General features: G+C 64.8%; 23 protein-coding genes, 2 other RNA genes and 1 pseudogene. 17 read left to right on the forward strand and 9 right to left on the reverse strand.

Features of this window, described 5'->3' with window-relative positions; translation table 11 throughout:
- Positions 1–12 precede the first annotated feature (12 nt).
- From RM788_RS19020 to RM788_RS19055, 8 genes are all read right to left on the reverse strand, one after another.
- Positions 13–78, reverse strand: an RNA gene (locus RM788_RS19020) — hammerhead ribozyme type II.
- Between the two features lie 11 nt (positions 79–89).
- Positions 90–491 (reverse strand): DUF8317 domain-containing protein, encoded by a 402-nt coding sequence (locus tag RM788_RS19025; RefSeq protein WP_315933030.1) that lies wholly within the window; start codon positions 489–491, stop codon positions 90–92.
- A gap of 75 nt (positions 492–566) precedes the next feature.
- Positions 567–770 (reverse strand): hypothetical protein, encoded by a 204-nt coding sequence (locus RM788_RS19030; protein WP_315933031.1) that lies wholly within the window; start codon positions 768–770, stop codon positions 567–569.
- 13 nt (positions 771–783) lie between these two features.
- Positions 784–849: hammerhead ribozyme type II (locus RM788_RS19035), an RNA gene on the reverse strand.
- Between the two features lie 5 nt (positions 850–854).
- Complete coding sequence (locus RM788_RS19040; protein WP_315933032.1) at positions 855–1,616, reverse strand: hypothetical protein; 762 nt, start codon at positions 1,614–1,616, stop codon at positions 855–857.
- 80 nt (positions 1,617–1,696) lie between these two features.
- Complete coding sequence (locus tag RM788_RS19045) at positions 1,697–2,281, reverse strand: hypothetical protein (RefSeq protein WP_315933033.1); 585 nt, start codon at positions 2,279–2,281, stop codon at positions 1,697–1,699.
- Between the two features lie 1,868 nt (positions 2,282–4,149).
- A complete protein-coding gene (locus tag RM788_RS19050) occupies positions 4,150–4,464 on the reverse strand; it encodes a hypothetical protein (RefSeq protein ID WP_315933034.1) in 315 nt (104 codons plus the stop codon).
- A 139-nt stretch (positions 4,465–4,603) separates the two neighbouring features.
- A complete protein-coding gene (locus tag RM788_RS19055) occupies positions 4,604–5,206 on the reverse strand; it encodes a hypothetical protein (RefSeq protein ID WP_315933035.1) in 603 nt (200 codons plus the stop codon).
- 278 nt (positions 5,207–5,484) lie between these two features.
- Here RM788_RS19055 and RM788_RS19060 point away from each other — a divergent pair, with 278 nt between their 5' ends.
- The 7 genes from RM788_RS19060 to RM788_RS19090 all read left to right on the forward strand — a co-directional run bounded on the left by RM788_RS19060 (position 5,485) and on the right by RM788_RS19090 (position 12,097).
- Entirely contained in the window at positions 5,485–6,105 is a 621-nt protein-coding gene (locus RM788_RS19060) for a peptidoglycan-binding domain-containing protein (RefSeq protein WP_315933036.1), read from the forward strand.
- Positions 6,106–6,178: 73 nt separating this feature from the next.
- Positions 6,179–6,610: a phage terminase small subunit gene (locus RM788_RS19065; protein ID WP_315933037.1), complete on the forward strand. Its 432-nt coding sequence runs from the start codon at positions 6,179–6,181 to the stop codon at positions 6,608–6,610.
- Between the two features lie 46 nt (positions 6,611–6,656).
- The gene (locus RM788_RS19070) at positions 6,657–8,303 is read left to right on the forward strand and encodes a terminase large subunit domain-containing protein (protein ID WP_315933038.1); all 1,647 of its coding nucleotides are present in this window, start codon (positions 6,657–6,659) and stop codon (positions 8,301–8,303) included.
- Between the two features lie 4 nt (positions 8,304–8,307).
- Positions 8,308–9,753 (forward strand): phage portal protein, encoded by a 1,446-nt coding sequence (locus RM788_RS19075; RefSeq protein ID WP_315933039.1) that lies wholly within the window; start codon positions 8,308–8,310, stop codon positions 9,751–9,753.
- Positions 9,754–9,789: 36 nt separating this feature from the next.
- Positions 9,790–10,446, forward strand: coding sequence for a hypothetical protein (locus RM788_RS19080; RefSeq protein WP_315933040.1), 657 nt, complete (start codon positions 9,790–9,792; stop codon positions 10,444–10,446).
- A gap of 126 nt (positions 10,447–10,572) precedes the next feature.
- Positions 10,573–11,532: a VG15 protein gene (locus RM788_RS19085; protein ID WP_315933041.1), complete on the forward strand. Its 960-nt coding sequence runs from the start codon at positions 10,573–10,575 to the stop codon at positions 11,530–11,532.
- A gap of 28 nt (positions 11,533–11,560) precedes the next feature.
- Positions 11,561–12,097: a hypothetical protein gene (locus tag RM788_RS19090; RefSeq protein WP_315933042.1), complete on the forward strand. Its 537-nt coding sequence runs from the start codon at positions 11,561–11,563 to the stop codon at positions 12,095–12,097.
- Between the two features lie 82 nt (positions 12,098–12,179).
- On the opposite strand, the gene RM788_RS19095 is transcribed toward RM788_RS19090, so the two are convergent.
- Complete coding sequence (locus RM788_RS19095) at positions 12,180–12,407, reverse strand: hypothetical protein (RefSeq protein WP_315933043.1); 228 nt, start codon at positions 12,405–12,407, stop codon at positions 12,180–12,182.
- A 114-nt stretch (positions 12,408–12,521) separates the two neighbouring features.
- Between RM788_RS19095 and RM788_RS19100 the strand changes: the two genes are divergently transcribed.
- The 10 genes and pseudogenes from RM788_RS19100 (at position 12,522) to RM788_RS19145 (ending at position 18,882) form a co-directional block, all read left to right on the forward strand.
- Entirely contained in the window at positions 12,522–13,376 is an 855-nt protein-coding gene (locus RM788_RS19100; protein WP_315933044.1) for a hypothetical protein, read from the forward strand.
- A gap of 77 nt (positions 13,377–13,453) precedes the next feature.
- Positions 13,454–14,284, forward strand: a pseudogene (locus RM788_RS19105) (transposase family protein).
- Positions 14,285–14,441: 157 nt separating this feature from the next.
- Entirely contained in the window at positions 14,442–15,503 is a 1,062-nt protein-coding gene (locus RM788_RS19110) for a phage major capsid protein (RefSeq protein WP_315933045.1), read from the forward strand.
- A gap of 68 nt (positions 15,504–15,571) precedes the next feature.
- Entirely contained in the window at positions 15,572–16,027 is a 456-nt protein-coding gene (locus RM788_RS19115; protein ID WP_315933046.1) for a hypothetical protein, read from the forward strand.
- On the forward strand, positions 16,024–16,359 hold the full coding sequence (locus RM788_RS19120; RefSeq protein ID WP_315933047.1) for a phage head completion protein: 336 nt from the start codon (positions 16,024–16,026) through the stop codon (positions 16,357–16,359). Before RM788_RS19115 ends, RM788_RS19120 begins: the two co-directional genes overlap by 4 nt.
- Positions 16,359–16,718, forward strand: a complete 360-nt coding sequence (locus RM788_RS19125; RefSeq protein WP_315933048.1) for a DUF5403 family protein — start codon at positions 16,359–16,361, stop codon at positions 16,716–16,718. The genes RM788_RS19120 and RM788_RS19125 overlap by 1 nt, the downstream gene beginning before the upstream one ends.
- Positions 16,715–17,197, forward strand: coding sequence for a hypothetical protein (locus RM788_RS19130; protein ID WP_315933049.1), 483 nt, complete (start codon positions 16,715–16,717; stop codon positions 17,195–17,197). Before RM788_RS19125 ends, RM788_RS19130 begins: the two co-directional genes overlap by 4 nt.
- A 78-nt stretch (positions 17,198–17,275) precedes the next feature.
- Positions 17,276–18,031 carry a phage tail tube protein gene (locus tag RM788_RS19135; protein WP_315933050.1) on the forward strand — a complete coding sequence of 252 codons (756 nt, stop codon included), beginning with the start codon at positions 17,276–17,278 and terminating at the stop codon, positions 18,029–18,031.
- 129 nt (positions 18,032–18,160) lie between these two features.
- Positions 18,161–18,514 carry a phage tail assembly protein gene (locus RM788_RS19140; protein ID WP_315933051.1) on the forward strand — a complete coding sequence of 118 codons (354 nt, stop codon included), beginning with the start codon at positions 18,161–18,163 and terminating at the stop codon, positions 18,512–18,514.
- Between the two features lie 59 nt (positions 18,515–18,573).
- Entirely contained in the window at positions 18,574–18,882 is a 309-nt protein-coding gene (locus RM788_RS19145; RefSeq protein WP_315933052.1) for a hypothetical protein, read from the forward strand.
- The last annotated feature ends 3 nt before the right edge of the window (positions 18,883–18,885 follow it).

The following is an 18,885-nucleotide window of genomic DNA, read 5'->3' on the forward strand; positions in this document are numbered from 1 at the left end:
GAAATCACTCCTAGGTGGCAGGCTCATCAGCACGGACACGCCAGGTCCGTGGACCGTCGCGAGTGGACGGTTTCGCCGATTGCTGGTCCTCAGCCCTCGTGCCGGTCGTGAACGCGGACCGCGAACCCGCCGGGCAACAGTTCATCGAAGCGGGAGTCAGAGCTGTCCGCGTAGTTGCCGCCGCACATCCACCAGCGCCCGTCCGGCTGCCACGTCTTCTGGTCGGCCGGGACGATGAACCGGTCGTTTGGGCTGTGCTTGCCCATCACCAGGTAGACCGCCGGGCGCTTGTCGGTCGGCTCAAAGACACGGCTGCCCTCGGGAAGCGGTTGCGCTACGAGGGGCTGCCCCGTGATTCGGGCTCTCGTGTGGTTCACGATGCCGATCAGGGTGCACTCGTCGAACCGCGCAGAGATCCCACCGTTCGTACAGTCCCAGCCCTTGGCGTTCCGGTAGAAATACAGCGTGAGGCCCTTGGGCTTTTCGCTCATGAATGTTCCTTCGTCACGGCAGGCTCATCAGCACGGGCATGCCAATCCCGTGGACCCCTCACGGGGTTTCGCCAGTTACGCAGCTTCCAGTTCGGTTCTGGCCATGAAGGCCTGTGCGGACTCCTCGTCGGTGAACTCGAAGACGTCCGGGGGCATCCCGTTCAGGCCCGTGATCACCACGTACATGTCGTGGCTGGTGTCGCGTTCGTACATCGCGGCCATGCGCCCGTCCTTCAGCTCAACCCAGTCGCAGCGACCCAATTCCGCGCCCTCATCCATGACAGTTCCTCTCGTTTGGCAGACTCATCAGCACGGGCATGCCAATCCCGTGGACCGTCGCGAGTGGACGGTTTCGCCGAATGATCAGGAAGCGATGGGCAGCGCGGTTTGGGCCGGGTCCACCAGCGGGCCCCGCCATGCCTCCAGAACGACTTCCTGGATGTCGAGGACGATTTCGTCCTGATTGCCGCAGACCACCGTGCCAGCTCCCTGGAAGCTCCAGTTCTCCACACGCTCGTAGAACATCTCCCGGAGGTCGTCGTCCGAGACGCCGAAGTCCTCCCAGTGATAGCCCCCGGCCCAGTCGTCGAGGTCTTTCGTGATGTCGCTGAGGATGTACTCATCCCAGGCCGCTTCCTGGCACTCCGACTCGTACTCGTAGTAGCGGTCTTCGTTGATGAACGGGTAGTCGTTCAGCGCTTCGATGGACTGCACTAGGGACTCAAGCCATTCCAGGCCCGTATCCACTTCGTCGTCGAGGTCGCCGGGCAGTTCTCCGAGCTGAGTCCACGCCTGCCCCTCATCCCTGGACGAGTCGATGTTCACCTGTACGCCAGGGGTCTCATCCAGAGCACGTACGTTGGCCGCGTCGATGTCGCTGCCATAGCCGCCCATGTCGCTGTAGCTGACCAGGGTCACGGTCACGGCCGGGTAGTCGTAGGTCTTCTCGCCGTCGTTCACGATGAGCTGGAGGAGGTGCTCCTCCGTCACCTTCTCCAGGTAGCTCCCGTAGTCGTCGTTCTTCAGGGAGACCCGTCCGCTGTCGAGCAAGCGGCCCCACAGCTCCGCAGCGCGCTCGTACTGGGCCGGGGTGTAGGTGCGGTGGAATCTCACGGTGTTGCCCATTGGTGCCCTTTCGCAATGGCAGGCTCATCAGCACGGGGATGCCAGCCCCGCGGACAGGGGTCTCCCCCTGTTTCACCCGATCAGTTCGCGGCGTCCAGCTCCGCCCATTCCTGGCGCTTGTCGTCCAGGAAGTCGGAGATGAACCAGCGCTTGTCCAGCGCTTCCCTCACAAGCTCGTGCCGCCTGGCGAGGCTGTCGCCGATCAAGTCCGACAGCTCGCTCATGAGGGCACTCCAGAGCTGGGAGGCCAGAGTTCTGTCCTCCACATCTCTCGCCTTCTCGTAGGCGATGAGCAGGTCGTCAGCGCGGGAGATGCGCTCCTGCTCCTCGCGGTAGGCCCATTCCTGCCGCATCTCGGCGAGGTTGTGGGCGACGTCTTCCCCGTTGTCGATCAGGTGGTCGGCAAGCCACTCCGCCTGCTCCTCGTTGCCACCACACAACTCCCGCAGGGAGGCCCGAAGCGCATGCTGTACCGCCGCATACGGCTTGAGAGCACGCCACCCATTGGTGTCCGCCTGGTGCGAGTTGTCCGAGGCGTAGAACTGGTTCACCGAGTCGTGCGCCACGTTCAGTTCACGCAGGAGGTCCCAGAGCTTGTCCACCATGCGGATGTGCTCCGCTTCTGCGGCGGCGGACAGGGGGCCGCCGGTGTTCTTGGTACCCATAACCGTCCCAATCTCTCAAGTTACCCATTCTGGCCGGAAAGAAGGCCGCCATTCCGATGGCCTCCGGCCTGGCGCCTGTCGTCGCTTCCGAGGCATGCCGTCCGGATTCGACGGAAACGACAGGCTGATCTCAAGTTACACACTTGAGACCGGGAATCTTTGCGTCATCGTTCCTGTCTGAGCTCCGCACGTGACGGTCTTCCACGTACTTCCCTGAGGTATCGGCTGGCCCTTCCACGTGCACCCCGGAGGGGGTGCTAATGGGCTGCCCGTATGCGATGACGCATTCCGGTTACTCGCTATTTAGTTCCCAAAGAACAAGTTTTGGGGGCTACTCCGGACTTGGCAGCTATTGCTAGCGACCAGTTTCCGGTCCCGCCTTGTTTCGCTGTGTCAAACCTTAGCAGGTCCGATTTGAATTCGCAAGTTACACACTCAGTAGCTCTTGTCTGGCCTTGTCGCCTTATTGCTGTCGCCTCACCGTTCGGGCCGTACCGCTTGTCTTTGCAGGTCAGCCGGTCAACCTAACCCCCGCCCATTGCGGAGTGATCCAACCGACTTCACAGCGGTTACCCGCTGCGCTGCTCTTACTCGCGTTCCGTCCGCTCCCGTTGTGACGGTTGCTTTCGGCTTGCTGTGCAACCTTAGCAAGTCGCTGCCAGGTGTGCAAGTTGCGAATTCAGTTCTCAATGACCATGCGCCGGAACTTCGCTCCCCCCTAGCGGGGCGGTTCGTTCTGACACGACAGACATTACTCAGGTTACCCACTTGAATGCAAATCGGACTTCTTTTCGCAGGTCAGACCTGATCTTGCCCCATATCGACACCTCTCAAGATACCCATTCGGACATAGCCCTTGCTGCCCCCCGACATGGCCATAGAGGCGATTTCTAGCCGGTCTGGTACCTCTGCCCACCCCGTGCCGCGACAGGGGCCCTGAGACGTTTTCGCTGGTAGAGGCCTGCAAATAACACCGTTTCGGTGACTTCAAGATCCACATACTTAGAGCCTGCTTACGTGCACAGCGTTACTCTCCCGCTTGCTGTGACCTGGCTCACACTATGGCCAAAGTCCGCGCTGCCTGCCGAGCGCTGGCCGAACCGCGTGCGCTGCGACTGCAACCGACCCAACTTCGGTCGCGTTCAAGAGGAACCGCGCAACGGGCGCGCGATCATCCACCATGCCGAAATCAGGCATACGGGATGGGGGTATGACCCCTTGCGAGCCCAGAGGGGCACCGCCATGTCTTAGCGGCTGAGATTCCGCCACAGTTCCAGAGTCGCTCGCAAGCTTACGAGCGGAGGCCACTCTCCGTGTCGCCGCAGCTCAGCGGCTATAGACAGTGACTCAGGACAGGTCCAGCGGCGAGCAGAATCTCGCGGTTCTCCGCCACTGGGGCCTTTGGCCCACAGCGGCGGGACGAGGCCTCCGCGTGGGCTTCTGCCTGCGGGGACCTGCTCGCGGAGGCCCGCACGGCGCCGAGCTGGCGCGAGCGGAATCGAGCGATTTCTGTCGCCGTCGCCGCGGTGTTGACCGGCTCGCTGTCATGCGCCACCGCGCCCGAGCTGGCCAGCCTGAGGCTAGCTCCAAGCCTCCATGTCGCTTCCCCTGCGGGCCCCGGAGGGCCCAGCCCTTGAGTCAAGCCCTCAGCCCTTCGCCGCTGTGGGCCCGCCAAGGCCCAAGCCTCCATTAGCTTCTCGCCGCCGCCTCTGCCTGTAGGGCTGTGATCCAGGTTACATACGAGGCTGGTTCTAAGAGCAAGATCAACAACCGTATATATAAGTACAAGCCTAAAACGCTAAAACAAAGGTTGAAGGCTTAGGCCCCTGTCGGGGCCTACAGAGTAAGCGATTAGGCAAATACAAGCCTCAGGGTTTGTGCCTTCTAAGACGCCTCGGGTCGGCAAGCGGGTCCTCCTCTCCCCCGCATACGTCGTCGAGGCCCCTTTTCCACGTCGTGAGGCGGTATTCGCCATGCCCCAGTGGGCCGGTTCTGACCGGCGTAGTCGCCTCCCGGCCAACTGGGATCGCATCCGCGCTCGCATCTTGAAGCGCGACGGTTATCGCTGCACGCTGGTCGACCAAGTCGGCGAGCGATGCGCAGAACCGGCGAGCGACGTGGACCACGTTCTGCCCGGTGACGACCATCGAGACGCCAACCTCACCTCGCTCTGCGGGTGGCATCACCGGCAGAAATCCTCCAAAGAAGGGGCGGCGGCTAAAGCCGCCAACTGGAGGCGGCAGAACGCGAAATTCCGCCGCACAGAGGCTCACCCTGGATTGCTATGACTGACCACAGCGTTCGCGTCCTAGATTGCGAAATCTAGCGCGCCCGCGGATCATTTTCATCAACGTCCGCCACCTCTAAAATAGTGCCGAGATTCTCGATAATTCTCCATACGTCCCTCTCCAGTCCTTCCTCACCCAACAGTTGCGCGACTATCGCATCACGCATTTCCGAATCCATCGTTCCATGATTTTGGTCGAGGATAGATTTCAGGTAGCGAAGTAGAGTTTCCTGAATCTCATTCTGCCGCACATGGATGGTATCTGCGTGACGCATTTGTTGACGATGCTGCTGCCAGTCACGAACAGCCTCTAGAAGCTGCCGAAAGCCAGACAAGAGCGGCTTAGCAGCCACAGAGACCGATCCCACTGCAACAGGGAGTGAGGTCAGGACCGTAACCCAGGGGCTTGCATAGGTGGTTTTTCTTATCGCGAGTGATTCGGTAGACCGATAGTGGGAACTTACATCGAAAACTTCGGGATCTCCCAGAAATTGTGCGCGTACCGCAAAAGCCCAAAGCATCGATAATTTCATAACATGCATTGAATAATCGCGATAAAGGATAGGCCCTTGACTACCTAAGTCGATCGAAACATAAAGAAGACTGGTCATGCTCTTCGTTCTTGCGCCGGTCGCCATGCCATAAGACTACGACAAATCCTTACCAAGGACGCGAGGACGCGCCGTCGCCTCGCAATAGCCGCTCGCATCAAACTCACCGGCAACCTTCCGATGAGTTTGATGCACGTTCTTGAAGGGGCTTGATATTGCCTGACTACCTCCTCGCTCCCGCGCTGGAAACCCTCCGAGCCCAGTTCAATCAGCGCTTCCCTGGCCGGAACAGGGTCAGCGACGGCTGGATCGGCGACGCGGCACACCGCGCTCAGGGCTCTGCGAGCGATCACAACCCGTGGGTCGTGATCGACGGCCAGGCGTACGTGACCGCGTTGGATATCACCAACCACCCCGAGATCGGCCTCGATCTCAACGCCTTCACGGACCAGCTCCAGGTGGCCTGCCGCGACCAGGGCGAGAACCGCCTGAAGTACGCGATCCACCGCGCACTGCTCATGGACACCCGTCCGCAGTTCCGCCCGTTCCAGTGGACGACCAGCTCGGGTCACTTCGTGCACGCGCACTTCAGCGTGCACAGCGACCGGCGACTGCTCGACACGCGGGCCTGGAACCTCCCAATGCTGTCGGGCACCGCGGCCCCCGCGCCAGCCCCGGCACCTGCACCAGCTCCTGCCCCGACGGCTCCCTCGTTCCCGATCTCGCGGAGCGAGTGCTTCGGCCTGCGCAGTGACCCCCGTGCCTCGGTGCACGGCGGCTACAACGCCTGGGAACGCCCGCACGTCCTGCGAATCCAGCAGGCCCTTCAGCGCAAGGGGTACGCCCCGAGCGCGTCCGGCTGGGCGGACGGCCTGTACGACCAGCCCACGGTCGACGCGGTGGCCCGATGGCAGCGCGACCACATGCCCGGCACCACGCTCTGGGGCCAGGTGTGGTGGGACGACTGGGCGAAGCTGCTCGCCTGACCCTGCAAGACCCACGCCCGCCCCGTCTTTCCCACGGGGCGGGCGTCCCCTACTTCACGAGGAGGTGATCGAGATGCCAGGCCCCGTACCTGACCGCGAGGACAACCTCGCCCGGCCGCGCGAGCGGAAGGGCGGCGATGCCACGCCGGTCACCCGCGGCACCCTGCGTCCGGTCACCGTTCCGCACCCGGACAAGGAATGGCACCCGATCGCGCTCCGCCTCTACAGGGCGTTGAGGAGCTCGGGCCAAGCCGACTTCTACCAGGACAGCGACTGGGCGTTCGCCTACTCGCTGTGCGAAGACCTCTCGTACTACAAGCAAGCGCCGAGCGGGAAGCGGTCGGGGCAGATGCTCCAGACCATCTACTCGACGTTTGAGCGCCTCCTCGTCACCGAGGGGGATCGCCGCCGCGTGCGCATCGAGTTGCACGAGCAGGAGGAGGAGAGCACTCCCGCCTCCGTCACGGCAATCGCCAGCTACCGCAAGGATCTCGGCCTCGCCTGAGTTCTGACCACCTCCTCGCGGCCCACCGCCCGAGGAGGTGTGACTAGTGGCCAACGCGCTTACGGCTGAGGAGATCGACGGTCTTGAGCCGTCGTTCCTCGGTCCGACCTGGCGGCGGAACCCGTTGGGCGCCTGGGAACTTCCGCGGTACACCCTCGGCTGGCAGATCGTCGGCTGGTGCGCGGAGTACCTTCTCGCGGAGGACGGCGGCCCCTGGAAGTTCACGCCGGAGCAGCTCCGCTTCGTGCTGTGGTGGTACGCGACGGACGAGACCGGCCGGTTCGTGTACCGCAAGGGCGTCCTCCAGCGCATGAAGGGTTGGGGTAAGGACCCTCTGCTCGCCGTGCTCTGCCTGGTCGAGTTGGTCGGTCCGAGCCGCTTCTCGAAGTGGGACACCTCGAACGCGGTTCCGGAGCCGGTCGGCGTTCCGCACCCGCAGGCGTGGGTACAGGTCACCGCGGTCAACCAGTCGCAGACCACGAACACGATGTCGCTGATCCCCTCGCTGATGAGCGAGCGGTTCAAGAAGACGTATCGCATCAAGGACGGCGCCGAGCTCATTCGCGCCAACGGTGGTAAGTGCCGCCTTGAGGCCGTCACGTCGTCGTACCGCGCCATCGAAGGCAAGCGGACGACGTTCGTGCTGCTCAACGAAACCCACCACTGGGTGAGTGGCAACAACGGCCACAAGATGTACGAGACGATCGACGGCAACGCGACCAAGAAGGACTCGCGGTACCTGGCGATCACCAACGCCTACCTGCCCGGCGAGGACTCCGTAGCCGAGCGGATGCGCGCGGCTTTCGAGAAGATGCTCGAAGGCCGCGCGGCGTCGATTGCCTTCCTGTACGACTCGATCGAAGCTCACCCGAAGACCCCGCTGACGCCGGAGTCGCTGCGCATCGTCATCCCGAAGATCCGGGGCGATGCGGTGTGGCTGCGGGTGGACGCGATCATCGAGTCCGTCCTCGACACGACGCTGTCTGCTAGCCGGTCCCGCCGGATGTGGCTCAACCAGATCGTCGCCGAGGAAGATGCGCTCTACGGCCCGGCCGAGTGGTCGAGCTGCTACCGCGACGGCGCGGTGCTGCGCCCTGGTGACGCGATCGTCTTGGGCTTCGATGGCGGCAAGACCGACGACTCGACCGCCCTGGTGGCGATCAGGATCAGCGACTTCGTCGCGTTCGTGATCGACGTCTGGGAGAAGCCGGACGGCCCGCAGGGCGACGGCTGGGAGGTCAACCGAGCCGCAGTCAACTCGACCGTGCACGAGACGTTCGCCCTCTACGAGGTCCGAGCGTTCTACGCCGACGTCGCGCTGTGGGAGAGCTACATCGCGGACTGGGCCGAGGCGTACGGCGAAGGACTGGCGGTCAAGGCACCGGGCACCAACGCCATCGCCTGGGACATGCGCGGTTCGCTCCAGCGTTCGACGCTGGCGCACGAGCGGCTCATGCGCTCGATCTTCGACACGAAGCTGGGCCACAACGGCGACCTGGCCCTGAAGCGGCACGCGCTCAACGCGCGCCGCCGCACCAACAACTACGGCCTGTCCTTCGGTAAGGAATCGGCCGACAGCCCCAAGAAGGTCGACCTCTACGCGGCGCTGATGCTCGCGCACGAGGCCCTCTACGACCTCCGCACGCGGGGCAAGAAGACCAAGAAGCGCACTGGGCGCGGTTACTTCATGTGAGGCGGTGAACACCTTGGCAGACACGAGTCCCGCGTCCCTCGCAAAGCAGCTCCTGGGCATCCTCTACAAGGACAAGGCCCGGCTGGAGCGGATCGACGACTACCTGCACGGGCGTCACGACGACCCGTACATGCCGGAGACTGCGGACGCCGAGTACAAGATGCTGGCGCGTCGGGCGGTGTCCAACTGGATGCCCCTGCTCGTCGGTACCCCGGCGCAGGCGCTGTGCGTGGACGGCTTCCGGCGCGGCCTGCCTGGCGAGCTGCCCAAGAGCAACGACGGCGCGGCCCTACCCGAGTGGGATCACTGGGAGCGGTCGCGCCTGGGCGCCCGGCAGGCTGCGGTCTACCGCGGCGCGCTGAGCTACGGCCACAGCTTCACCCTGACCGAGAAGGCCAAGGGGCGCGTGCGCTCCAAGGGGCTGTCGGCGATGAAGACCGCGGCGCTGTTTGAGGACCCCGCGAATGACGAGATTCCCTTTGCCGCGCTGACGATCATCCAGTCGCCGCGCGGGGATGAGCGAGGCATCGCCCGCCTGTGGGACTCGCGCAACGAGTACCGCGTGACCTTCAAGTCGCTGTCCGACCTGGACGGCGTGAAGGTTCACAACGGCCGTCGTCACGGCTCGTCGGAGTGCCCGGTCACAAGGTTCGCCGCGCTGGTGGATCTCGAAGGGCGCACGATCGGCGTGATCGAGCCGATGATCGAGCTCCAGGACCGCATCAACCAGACGGTCTTCGACCTGCTCATTGCGCAGACGGGCGGCAGCTTCAAAGTCCGCTACGCCTCTGGCATGGCACCGCCGATCAGGCGCGACCCGGAGACCGGTGAGCCTGAACTCGACGAGCAGGGCAACCCCAAGCCCCTGCCGATCAACCTCAACGCCAAGCGGTTCCTGTTCTCCGAGGACGCCGACGTCAAGTTCGGCACGCTGGACGAGACGCCGCTCGGCGGCTACATCGAGTCCATCGACATGAGCATCCGCCACCTGGCGGCCGTGTCGCAGACTCCCCCGCACCACCTGCTGGGCCAGATCGCCAACCTGTCGGCGGAAGCCCTGCTGGCCGCGGAAACCGCGCTGTCGCGCAAGATCGAGGAGTTCCGCCGCGTCTTTTCTGAGGCGTGGGAACGGGTCTTCCGTCTCGCCGCCGAGCTCGCGGGCGACGCGGTGTCGGCTGACGACTTCCACGGCGAAGTCCTGTGGCGCGACATGGAGCAGCGCTCTCTGGCGCAGTCCGCAGACGCGCTGGGCAAGCTCGCCGAGTCCCTCGGCGTGCCGAAGCGCGGCCTGTGGCGGCGCGTGCCGGGCGTCACGCAGAACGAGATCGACGACTGGGAAGACCTCCGCGAGGAGGAGGACGCTGAGCTGATGCTCGCCGCCTCCATCCGGCGCGCGACGACCACGGCCCCGGCGGTGCAGTTCTCCGACGCCAATCAGTCTGCCGCCTAGTAACTTCAGAGCTGCCCCGACATCTAAGCTCTTGCAATGGGGCAACTCTGGGACTTGTGGCATCATTGGTTGTCAGGCAAAAAAGTTGACGAAGGTCACCTGTGGGGACTCTCAATACTCGCCTGGGGACGAATCGGAAAAGGATTGCAGTTCTTGGCCGGACTCACAGTCATTCTTGACCTGATCGGACCTGAACGGCTACGGCTTTTTGGGCGCAAGTACATCACGGTTAACTGGATCGAAAACTTATGGTCCTTGGATAACAAGAACTCTGCGGCCCCGCTCGTCATTGTACTCCTAGGCAATCTCAGTATCCTAATCTTTGTGATCAGGCCAGCTGTTGAGTCCAATCCAAAACCAATGTTTATAGCAGGAGCCATCCTGTGGCTGATTAGCCTGGCGATCGTCTGCATTCTATTTTGGAAAAACAGCCCGAATCGGAAGCTCTGGGAAGACAATGCAACCCTAAAGGAAATCTTTTTTGATCTCCGGTTGCTCCTTGCTTTTGCGACAGTAGTAGCCGTGTTTACCCCACTCCTGACACCTTGGCTAATACTCATATACGGAATCATTTCACCCCTGGGTCGTGGGTTGAACTTTATATTCAATCGCAACAATCCGGGGTGGCTACTGCGCCTCCTTGCTTTCACCCTTTTCCTGACAGGATTTCACTTCGATCTACTTGCATCTTAGCGGGAGGTACTTCTGACGGATCCCGTTGAAATATCGGAGGTCGACGAGGCGTCAGTCGCCTACCACCTGGCCCTGACCCAGATCGGCATCGCCACCATCGGCGATGCGCTGGAGCTGTGGTCAAGGGTGCCGCCAGCCAGGACCACCGCGCTGAGCGCGGCCTGGCTGGCGCGGGCCGTCCGGCTGGTGATGACCCGCAGGCGTCAGTCGCGCGACCTCGCGATGGCCTACTACCGCCTCGTCCGCGCGCTGCGCACCGGCACCACCGCGGCCGACCCCCGGCGCCCGAACCCGCCCTTTGTCACCCTTTCCATGCTGCGCAACGAGTTCGCCGCGCTGGCAAGCTCCCAGGCGTCCCAGGAGGACGCCGAGGAACCTGCCAGCACGACGAGCCGGCCAATCCCGGAGAGGCCCGCAGAGAGCGAGTCAGGGCCCGAGAGTCAGCCCCCCGAAGCCCCCGAGGAAGACCAGGTCCCCGTCGAGACGATTGACGGTCTCGACCGCGAGCTGGAGCGCCAGGAGCGCGAGGCAGAGGCCGAGGCCCACCTCGTGCTTGAAGTGCTTGGCCTGGACAACCTCGACAACAAGCTGGACGAGATCGACGACGAGCAGCCCGCGCCCGACGTGGACGAGCTGCGCGCCGACGCACACCGCAAGGCCGGAGCACGTCAGGCCGCAGCCGCGGAGCGCGTCGCCATGAACGGTGCCAGGAGTACCACGTGGGCGGCGGGCCACCGCGACCGGCGAGTCCTGGGCTACGTCCGCCTGTCCCGCACCGGGACTCCGTGCGGCTGGTGCGCGATGTTGATCTCGCGTGGAGCGGTGTACCGCTCCGAGAAGTCCGCCACCTACGCGGACGGCGACAAGTACCACGACGGTTGCCACTGCTACGCCGAGCTCATCTACAGCTTCGACCAGTACGACACGTCGGAGCTGACCGCACTGAACCGGCGCTACGCAGCCGAGTGGCCCAGCGTCACCCGAGGACGCAGCGGCAAGGCCGCCGTCTCCGCGTGGCGCCGTCACATCCGCCAGGAGCAGCGCCAAGCGCACCTGGCCCGCTCGCGTCCAGGAGACGCGGCGTAACCCCCGAGAGCGTCCAGGAGGCGTCCCCGTGCCCGAGCCCACCAAGTCCACCGAGGAGCCGAAGACCGATGACCAGCAGGCCTCGGGGAACGCAACGACCCCCGAGGGCGGCGAGGTACCCGGCAACGGTGCAGCGACCACCGAGGTAGAGGGTGGCGGCCAGGCCGAGGACGCGCTCCCGGAGTGGGCGCGCAAGGAGCTGACGAAGGTCCGCGGTGAGGCCGGGCGCTACCGCACGCAGCTCCGCGACGCACAGGCGGCGCTGGAGGCCGCAAAGACTCCCGAGGAGTTCGCCGCCGCAACCACGTCGCTGACCGAGAAGGTCGGCCTCCTGGAGGAGCAACTTCTGCGCGAGCAGGTCGCCCGCAAGTACGAGCTGCCCGACGAACTCGCCGAGCTGCTCAAGGGCAAGACGGCCTCCGAACTGGAGGCCGTCGCCAAGACGCTCCAGAAGTACGCGCCTGCAACGGAATCCGTCGTACTGGGCGGGGGCCTGACCCCCGACGACGGCGACGACGGCGAGATGGACCCCCGCAAGCTCGCCCGCCGCACCCGTCGTAGCTGAAGTCCTGCGACAGATGTTTGCCCTAACGGGATGTGCTGCTCTGAAGCAACAACCCCGGTAGCCATCAGTGTGCGAACGTTGATCAATTGCGGGCTTCGCGGCGCTCCTTACGCAGGTGGAGCCAAACCGTCGTGGTGATCCCGCAGAACGCGACCGCGATGCCCGCCACCGCGTAAACCCGGACGGTGACGGTGACCGCAGCAACAGCTACTAACTGACAGCTCAGCAGGAAGGCGACTGCCTCGCCCGCCGTCCAGTGCGACTGATCGTCAGCTCTGTCAGCAACTCGATTGGTGTTCCCGTACCTCATGTCTAGCGGTCTCCCCGTTCCGTAAGGTTCGCGGCCAGAGCTAGCTGATGATCAAGAGAGGCGTGTGGGCTCCGGCCTGGAGTCGACAGTGCCAGCGCTGGGTACGGTCAAGCTATGGACACCCGTCCGCAGAAACCTGCGAAAATCGTGGACAGCAAGCCTTGGCAGAAGGTCCTCGTCGAGCCAGCTCTCCACGAAGACGAGGAAGACTGGCACTCCGACGCACCCGTCGCAGTGGCTGGCGAGGCGTATCCACCGCGATTCCGGATTGCCCTTACCTGCAAGAGAACGAACATAGAAGTTTGCATCCCAGTACATGTCCGACAGGGCGGATTCGTTATACCCGAAGGGCTAGCGGTCAATCCTTCATCCTGTGCGGCAGTACATGGCAAAGCTGTTTACGACGTAATGACCGCCGGAAGTGTTCCACCTCTGGCACGGGTCATCGCAATGGTGCCCGACTCCATCAGACTGAAGTCGGGTGGCGGCTGGGAATGGGTACCGACAAGATGGGCATGGGGTTTTGCTCCTCCTGACCAGGTGGAGCAGATTCAATCGACACTTACGCCCGAACAGCGTACGCGCTTCGCAGACCAACAGAGAATCGAGGCCAAGCGACTGGCCCAGGTCAAACGGCGTATGAGCGCGAATTGGCAGAATGAAGTGCTACCGCACTTGCAAGACATCGCCGAATATCTGCTAAACCGCAGTATCCCAAACAGCCAGTTTGTCCGAGAGTTGCAAGCGAAGGGCTACTCTCGGTCCCAGGTGTACGAAGACTTGCGCACTGCCCGCGAGCTCGGCCTCTTTCCATCCGATGACGGTCGACCGCCCAGCTATGCCGTACCGCAGTGGAATCGGCCAGAATTTGCAGACCCTACTGAGGTGATCTCAGCAAGTTTGGTTCCGGTGCTGATGTTTGATCACATCGACGGGAACGGCTCGGGCAGGCCTGCGAGCAAGGCGTGAGACCCGGCGGAAGAAGGACGGGGAGCTCCTGATAGGACTGGATTTGCGAAGATCGAATCCGGACCAGAAGGCTCCCCGTGATCACCTATCATGCCACGCTCGACGTGCCCCGCGAACTCGCCCAGTACCTGAGCCGGCTGCTCTACGCCGAACGCCGCGACCGCGGCACCCGCACCGGAACCAGGGCGCTGACCTGCTACAAACAGGCGGTGCTGGGGCTGCGTTGGTTCCGGCAGAACACCGATGTCGACGCGCTGGCCCGCGATCACGGCATCTCCCGCGCCACCGGCTACCGCTACCTCGACGAGGTCGTCACCGTGCTCGCCGAACAGGCCCCGGACCTGCACGAGGCACTGGAACAGGCCAAGGACGACGGCCTGGCCCACGTCATCCTCGACGGGAAGGTCTTCTCCTCCGATCGCCTCGGCGAGAAGACCACCAGCGTCAAGGGCGAGCAGATCGACCTGTGGTACTCCGGCAAAGCGCATGAGCCCGGCGGCAACATCCAAGCCCTGATGGCGCCGAACGGATTCCCCTTGTGGGTCAGCGACGTCGAGCCCGGCTCGGTGCACGATCTGACCGCGGCCCGCGCCCACGTGCTCGCGGCTCTGTACTGGGCCGCTTCCCGACTCGACCTGCCCACCCTGGCCGACAACGGCTACGACGGCGCGGGCATCGGCGTGTTCACCCCGGTCAAACAACCCGCCGACGGCCGAACACTCGACGCGGACAACCGCACCTACAACGCCCTGCTCCGAGGCCTGCGCTGCCTCGGCGAACGCGGCTTCGCCCTGCTCACCGGACGCTGGTGAGCCCTGCGGCACTTCACCACCAGCCCACGCAAGATCGGCCATATCGTCCAAGCCGCACTCGTCCTCACCCATTTCGAGCACGGACGGCTCAGCTAAAAGTCGCTGAGATCAGTTCACTGAACGCCCGAGTTTGAGCTGATCTCGCATCTACCAACTGGCGCGAGTGTTTCGACCGGGTAGTAGAACGTCCCCTACGACCAACCCCTGTGCCACTCCGGCCAGGGGTTTTTTATGCCCTGGAGGAATCACCCCCGTGCCCACCCCTCAGCACCAGGTCGTCAAGCCGGAGAAGCTGGTCGCGACCGCCATCGGGATGCTGGAGCAGGAGCTCGTCCTGCCCAACCTGTTCCAGAAGGAAGGCGTCGACCAGTTCAAGGGCGCCAAGGACGACACCATCACCGTCAAGGTCGAGGGTGTTCTGCCGTTCCACGAGTACGCCTGGCGCAATGACCGCTCCAGCGGCATCCAGTTCGACGAGTACGCAGAGCGGAAGATTCCCGTCACCTTCGGCGGCAACTTCTACAGCGCCGTCAAGCTGACCGACGAGCAGAACGACTTCGACATCGACCAGTGGGCGAAGTTGCTTCGCCCTCAGGTCAAGGCGGTCGCCCGCGGCCTGGCGCGGCGCTGCGTCACCACCCTGACCGGCGCGGCCTACAACGTCGTGATCGGCAACACCGAGCGGAACCTGCGCGGCGCGCTGGTCGAGGCGAGGCGCGTGCTCAACGCCTTCCGCGTGCCGGACGGCGCCCGCTACATCGTGGTCGGCAGCGACTTCGAGGCGGCCCTGCTCAACGACGAGAAGCTCAACCTCGCGCAGTACGTCGGCGACGACACCGCGGAGAGCGCGCTGCGTTTGGCCTCGCTGGGCCAGAAGATGGGCTTCAGCTTCGTCGTGGACCAGACGATCGCCCCCGGCGACGCCTACGCCTTCGCCAGCTCGGCGTTTATTCTGGCGACCGCAGCCCCGTCCGTGCCGCAGTCCGTCCCGTACGGCGCGACCACGTCCTTCGAGGGCTTGGGCCTTCGCTGGGTGCGGGACTACGACTCCGAGTACATGCAGGACCGCTCGGTCGTGAACTGCTACGCGGGCACCAGGTCCGTCAAGGACGTCTTGGTCGGCTGGGACGAGGCGAACAAGACCGAGGTCATCTCGGCCGGGGAACACTTCGTCCGCGGCATCAAGCTCCAGCTCGACGGCGCGTCGAACTACCCAGCCGCGTCCTCGGAGCTGGCGACCATCACCGGCATCAGTGACGCCAGCGTTTGGACCCCGACCGGCCGCAAGGTTGAGACGGACCCAGCCAACGCCTGATCCCCTGAGCACGGCGGCACGTCCACTTAGGGCGTGCCGCCTGCTCGCGTGCGCAAGGAGGCACGAGCATGGAGCCTTTCGCCACGCTGGACCAGCTCAAGATCCGTCTGGACTGGACGCTCGACGACGACGAGGAGCGCCTCGGCGCTGCCGCGCTGGACGACCTGTCCGGCTGGGCTCGTCACTACGGCCGCGCCTGGCCGGACCCGCTGGCCGCACCGCAGCTCGTTCGCACTCTGGTGCTGGGAGCTGCGGTGCGCTACATGCGCAACCCGGACGGCTACGTCACCAGCCGCGCGGGCGACGAGACGCTCACCTGGGCCGAGCTCGGCGACAACGCCGGTTCGGCGCACTTCAACCGTGACGAGTTGCGGGCTCTGACCTCGATGTCCGGGAAGACCGCGCTGCTGTCCGCGCCGATCTCGACGTGGGGCCCGCAGCGCAAGCGCGACGCCTCGTACGTGCCGGTCGTCGGCGGCGGGAAGCCGTTCCCGATGTTCTCCAGCCCGGACGACCCCTGGTGAGCCATCAGCGTAAGCGCGGGCAGCGTGCCCGCGTCTGGAAGACCGTCCAGACGACCGACCGGCGCGGCAACCACGTAACCCGCGCCGAGCCCTCCGGCCCGCACGAGGTGCGCGCGGCGTTCATCCCACAACGCTCCGCGCGAGCGGAAGTTCCCGGCCAGCAACAGATCAACGTGACCCGCATGATCGTGCCCCCTGACCTGGAGGACGTGAACCTCTGGTCGCGAGTGGAGTGGAACGGCCGACAGTGGGACGTCGTCTCGCCGCCGCAGTACCACCACGGCACGCGCCGGACCCGGCACTGGTCACTCGACATCCGAGAGAGGCCGTAGTGGCTGAGGTGTACCGGCGCGTTGGGCGCCACAAGATCGAGAAGCTCATCGCACTTCACCGAACCGTGCAGGATGATTTGGACGACATCGCGCTGGGTCGGGCGGGGAACGCTGAGGCCGGACTCGCCGCGCACCGCCACGAAGGCCACGCGCAGATCAGTATCGAGGTCGGCGACATCGACCGCTACGTGGTCCTCGACGACGAGCGCGGCCTCATGGCTGCCCTATCCATCGAGTTCGGACGCGCGCCCGTTGCACCGACCGAGGACAACCCGGACGGCAGCGCGGGCATGGAGGGCCTTGGGGTGCTTCGTGACGCGATGGGCGTGAAGCGCCAGCCCCGCAGGAGCAGGCGGTGATCGACCTCCCGGTCAGCGTGCTGGCACTCGTCGAACTCACGCCGATCGAGGACATCTGCCTGCGCATCCTGCGCGAAGGTTTGCCGGACGTGCCGGTCGTCAGCCTCATTGCCGACAACGCGCCTGGCCTGTTCATCATCGTCCGCCGCCTGCCCGCCCTGGGCGACTGGCGCGGCGACCCGCGGTTCACCGACCAGGCCCGCTTTTCGATCAACGTCTTCACGCAGGACCCAGACGGTGACGAGAAGGGCGCCCTGGTGTCCGAGGCCGTGCGCGTGGTCATGCGCAACGCCTGGCTGGCGCACCCGAACTACCCCGGCTTGGGGTCGGTCATCTCGATCAAGATGCGCAACGAGCCGTCCCGAAAGCCCGACTGGGCGACCTCCACTGGCCCAGTGCAGTACGCCGACCTGCCCACGGGTATGTGGCGCTACGAGAGCACATACGACCTGGAGATCCGCAAGCCGAATAGGCGCTGACTCCCCCCTCCACCTCACCCCGCCCTCATAGAGGCGCGGGGGCTTTGCTGACCCCTGATCCCCTGGGAGAGACAAACCTTGGCACTCGACGACAGCGCCACTCTCGTCATCGACACCGGCAACTACCTGACGGCCCCGACCGGGACGGAGATGCCGGGCGACCTGCTCTCGCCCGCATCCCCGTGGGAGACCGTCGGTCACACGTCGCTGGAGGAGTTGCTCAGCATCACCTCCGAGGGTGGCGAGGCAACGGTTCTCGCGACGCTCCAGAACAAGACGCTCCGCACGCGCTACAGCGCGCGAACCGAGCGGATGACCTTCATCCTCCAGCAGTTCGACCTCAAGGGGATGCGGCTGTTCTACGGCGCGAACGCCCCCCTGCTGGCCAACGGCACGCTGGGTATCCCGACCGACCCCAAGCCCACGGTCTGCGCCATCCTGATCATCTTCGTGGACGGCGAGAACACCTTCGCCTTCTACGCCCCCAAGGCGGAAATTTACCGCGCGGACGACCTGTCCCTGTCGGACACCGAGTCCCTGGCCGGTATGCCGATCGGCATCACCCCGCTGGTCCACGGCACCAACAACTGGACGTACGCGGTGACCCCGCTCGCCAGCACCCCGCCCGCGGCGGTTGCCACGGGCGCGACGGCGGGCACGCCCGGCAGCTTCACCCCACCCGGCGCGACGCTCCCGGCCAACCTGACGGCGCTGCGCGCTGCCTCGATCACCGCCTCCCCGGCGACCGCATGGACCACCAGTCAGCGCGTCGTGCTCGGTGACTCCTCGCTCGCCCACTGGGACGGCGACTCCTGGGAGTCCGGCGCGGCCTGATCCCGCCCTTCCCCCTTACACCCGGCGCGCACGTGCTTAGCGGACCCGCGTGCGCGCCGGGCCATCCCTCGCGATGGCCCTTGCCTTGGTCCGCTTTCCCTTGCCCCGCAACCTGGAGGTCCGCAAACCGTGTCCAGCTTCTCCCTCGACGACATCCGCGCCGCCGCTGACCGCAAGTACGGCTCGACCGACATCACCGTGGGCGAGACGACCGTGCGCCTGCTCAACCCACTGCGGATGCCCAAGGCCCAGCGGGACAAGCTCGTCAACATCCAGAAGGACATGGAAGGTACGGACGGCGAAGGGTCCGAAGTGGACCAGGTCGCCATCTTCCAGAGTGCGCTGCGCACCGTTGCCGAGACGTCGTCTCAGGCCAAGACGCTGATCGCGGCGATCGGCGACGACTTGGGCGTTCTCGCCGAGGTCTTCGAGCGCTACACGGAGGGCCAGAGCGTGGGGGAAGCCTCGCCCTCTGCCGCCTGATCGACGACTACGGACGGGGCCTGTACGCGGACCTCCGCTTCCACTACGGCATCGACCTGGTGGACGTGATCGAGTGCCGCGGACCGGCCCCGTCCCTCGTTCTCGCTCTGGTGCAGAGGCTGCCCGACTCCTCGCTCACCGTCGCCCTCGCCAACGGCGGCGCCCACCACTTCGGCTGGGGCATCGACCGGCACCTGCGCGCCGACATGTTCGACGCGCTCAACCAGAACACCCGCGCCACCGGCAACTGGGGCAAGAAGCCCCCGACTTTCCCGGAGTGGCCGCGCCCCACGGACAAGCCCAAGGACGCACCTGCCAAGAAGCGGGTCTCCGTGGCGGATCTGCACGCCCGCATCTCCAGGAGGTAGCCA

Origin of the sequence: Umezawaea sp. Da 62-37, assembly GCF_032460545.1 — a bacterium.
GTDB lineage: Bacteria > Actinomycetota > Actinomycetes > Mycobacteriales > Pseudonocardiaceae > Umezawaea.

Coding starts and splice junctions, on each gene's coding strand:
- RM788_RS19065 (WP_315933037.1), top strand. CDS start 6,179: ATGCCAGGCCCCGTACCTGACCGCGAGGACAACCTCGCCCGGCCGCGC.
- RM788_RS19115 (WP_315933046.1), top strand. CDS start 15,572: ATGGAGCCTTTCGCCACGCTGGACCAGCTCAAGATCCGTCTGGACTGG.
- RM788_RS19025 (WP_315933030.1), bottom strand. CDS start 491: ATGAGCGAAAAGCCCAAGGGCCTCACGCTGTATTTCTACCGGAACGCC.
- RM788_RS19050 (WP_315933034.1), bottom strand. CDS start 4,464: ATGCCACCCGCAGAGCGAGGTGAGGTTGGCGTCTCGATGGTCGTCACC.
- RM788_RS19100 (WP_315933044.1), top strand. CDS start 12,522: ATGGACACCCGTCCGCAGAAACCTGCGAAAATCGTGGACAGCAAGCCT.
- RM788_RS19030 (WP_315933031.1), bottom strand. CDS start 770: ATGGATGAGGGCGCGGAATTGGGTCGCTGCGACTGGGTTGAGCTGAAG.
- RM788_RS19040 (WP_315933032.1), bottom strand. CDS start 1,616: ATGGGCAACACCGTGAGATTCCACCGCACCTACACCCCGGCCCAGTAC.
- RM788_RS19095 (WP_315933043.1), bottom strand. CDS start 12,407: ATGAGGTACGGGAACACCAATCGAGTTGCTGACAGAGCTGACGATCAG.
- RM788_RS19080 (WP_315933040.1), top strand. CDS start 9,790: ATGGGGCAACTCTGGGACTTGTGGCATCATTGGTTGTCAGGCAAAAAA.
- RM788_RS19055 (WP_315933035.1), bottom strand. CDS start 5,206: ATGGCGACCGGCGCAAGAACGAAGAGCATGACCAGTCTTCTTTATGTT.
- RM788_RS19045 (WP_315933033.1), bottom strand. CDS start 2,281: ATGGGTACCAAGAACACCGGCGGCCCCCTGTCCGCCGCCGCAGAAGCG.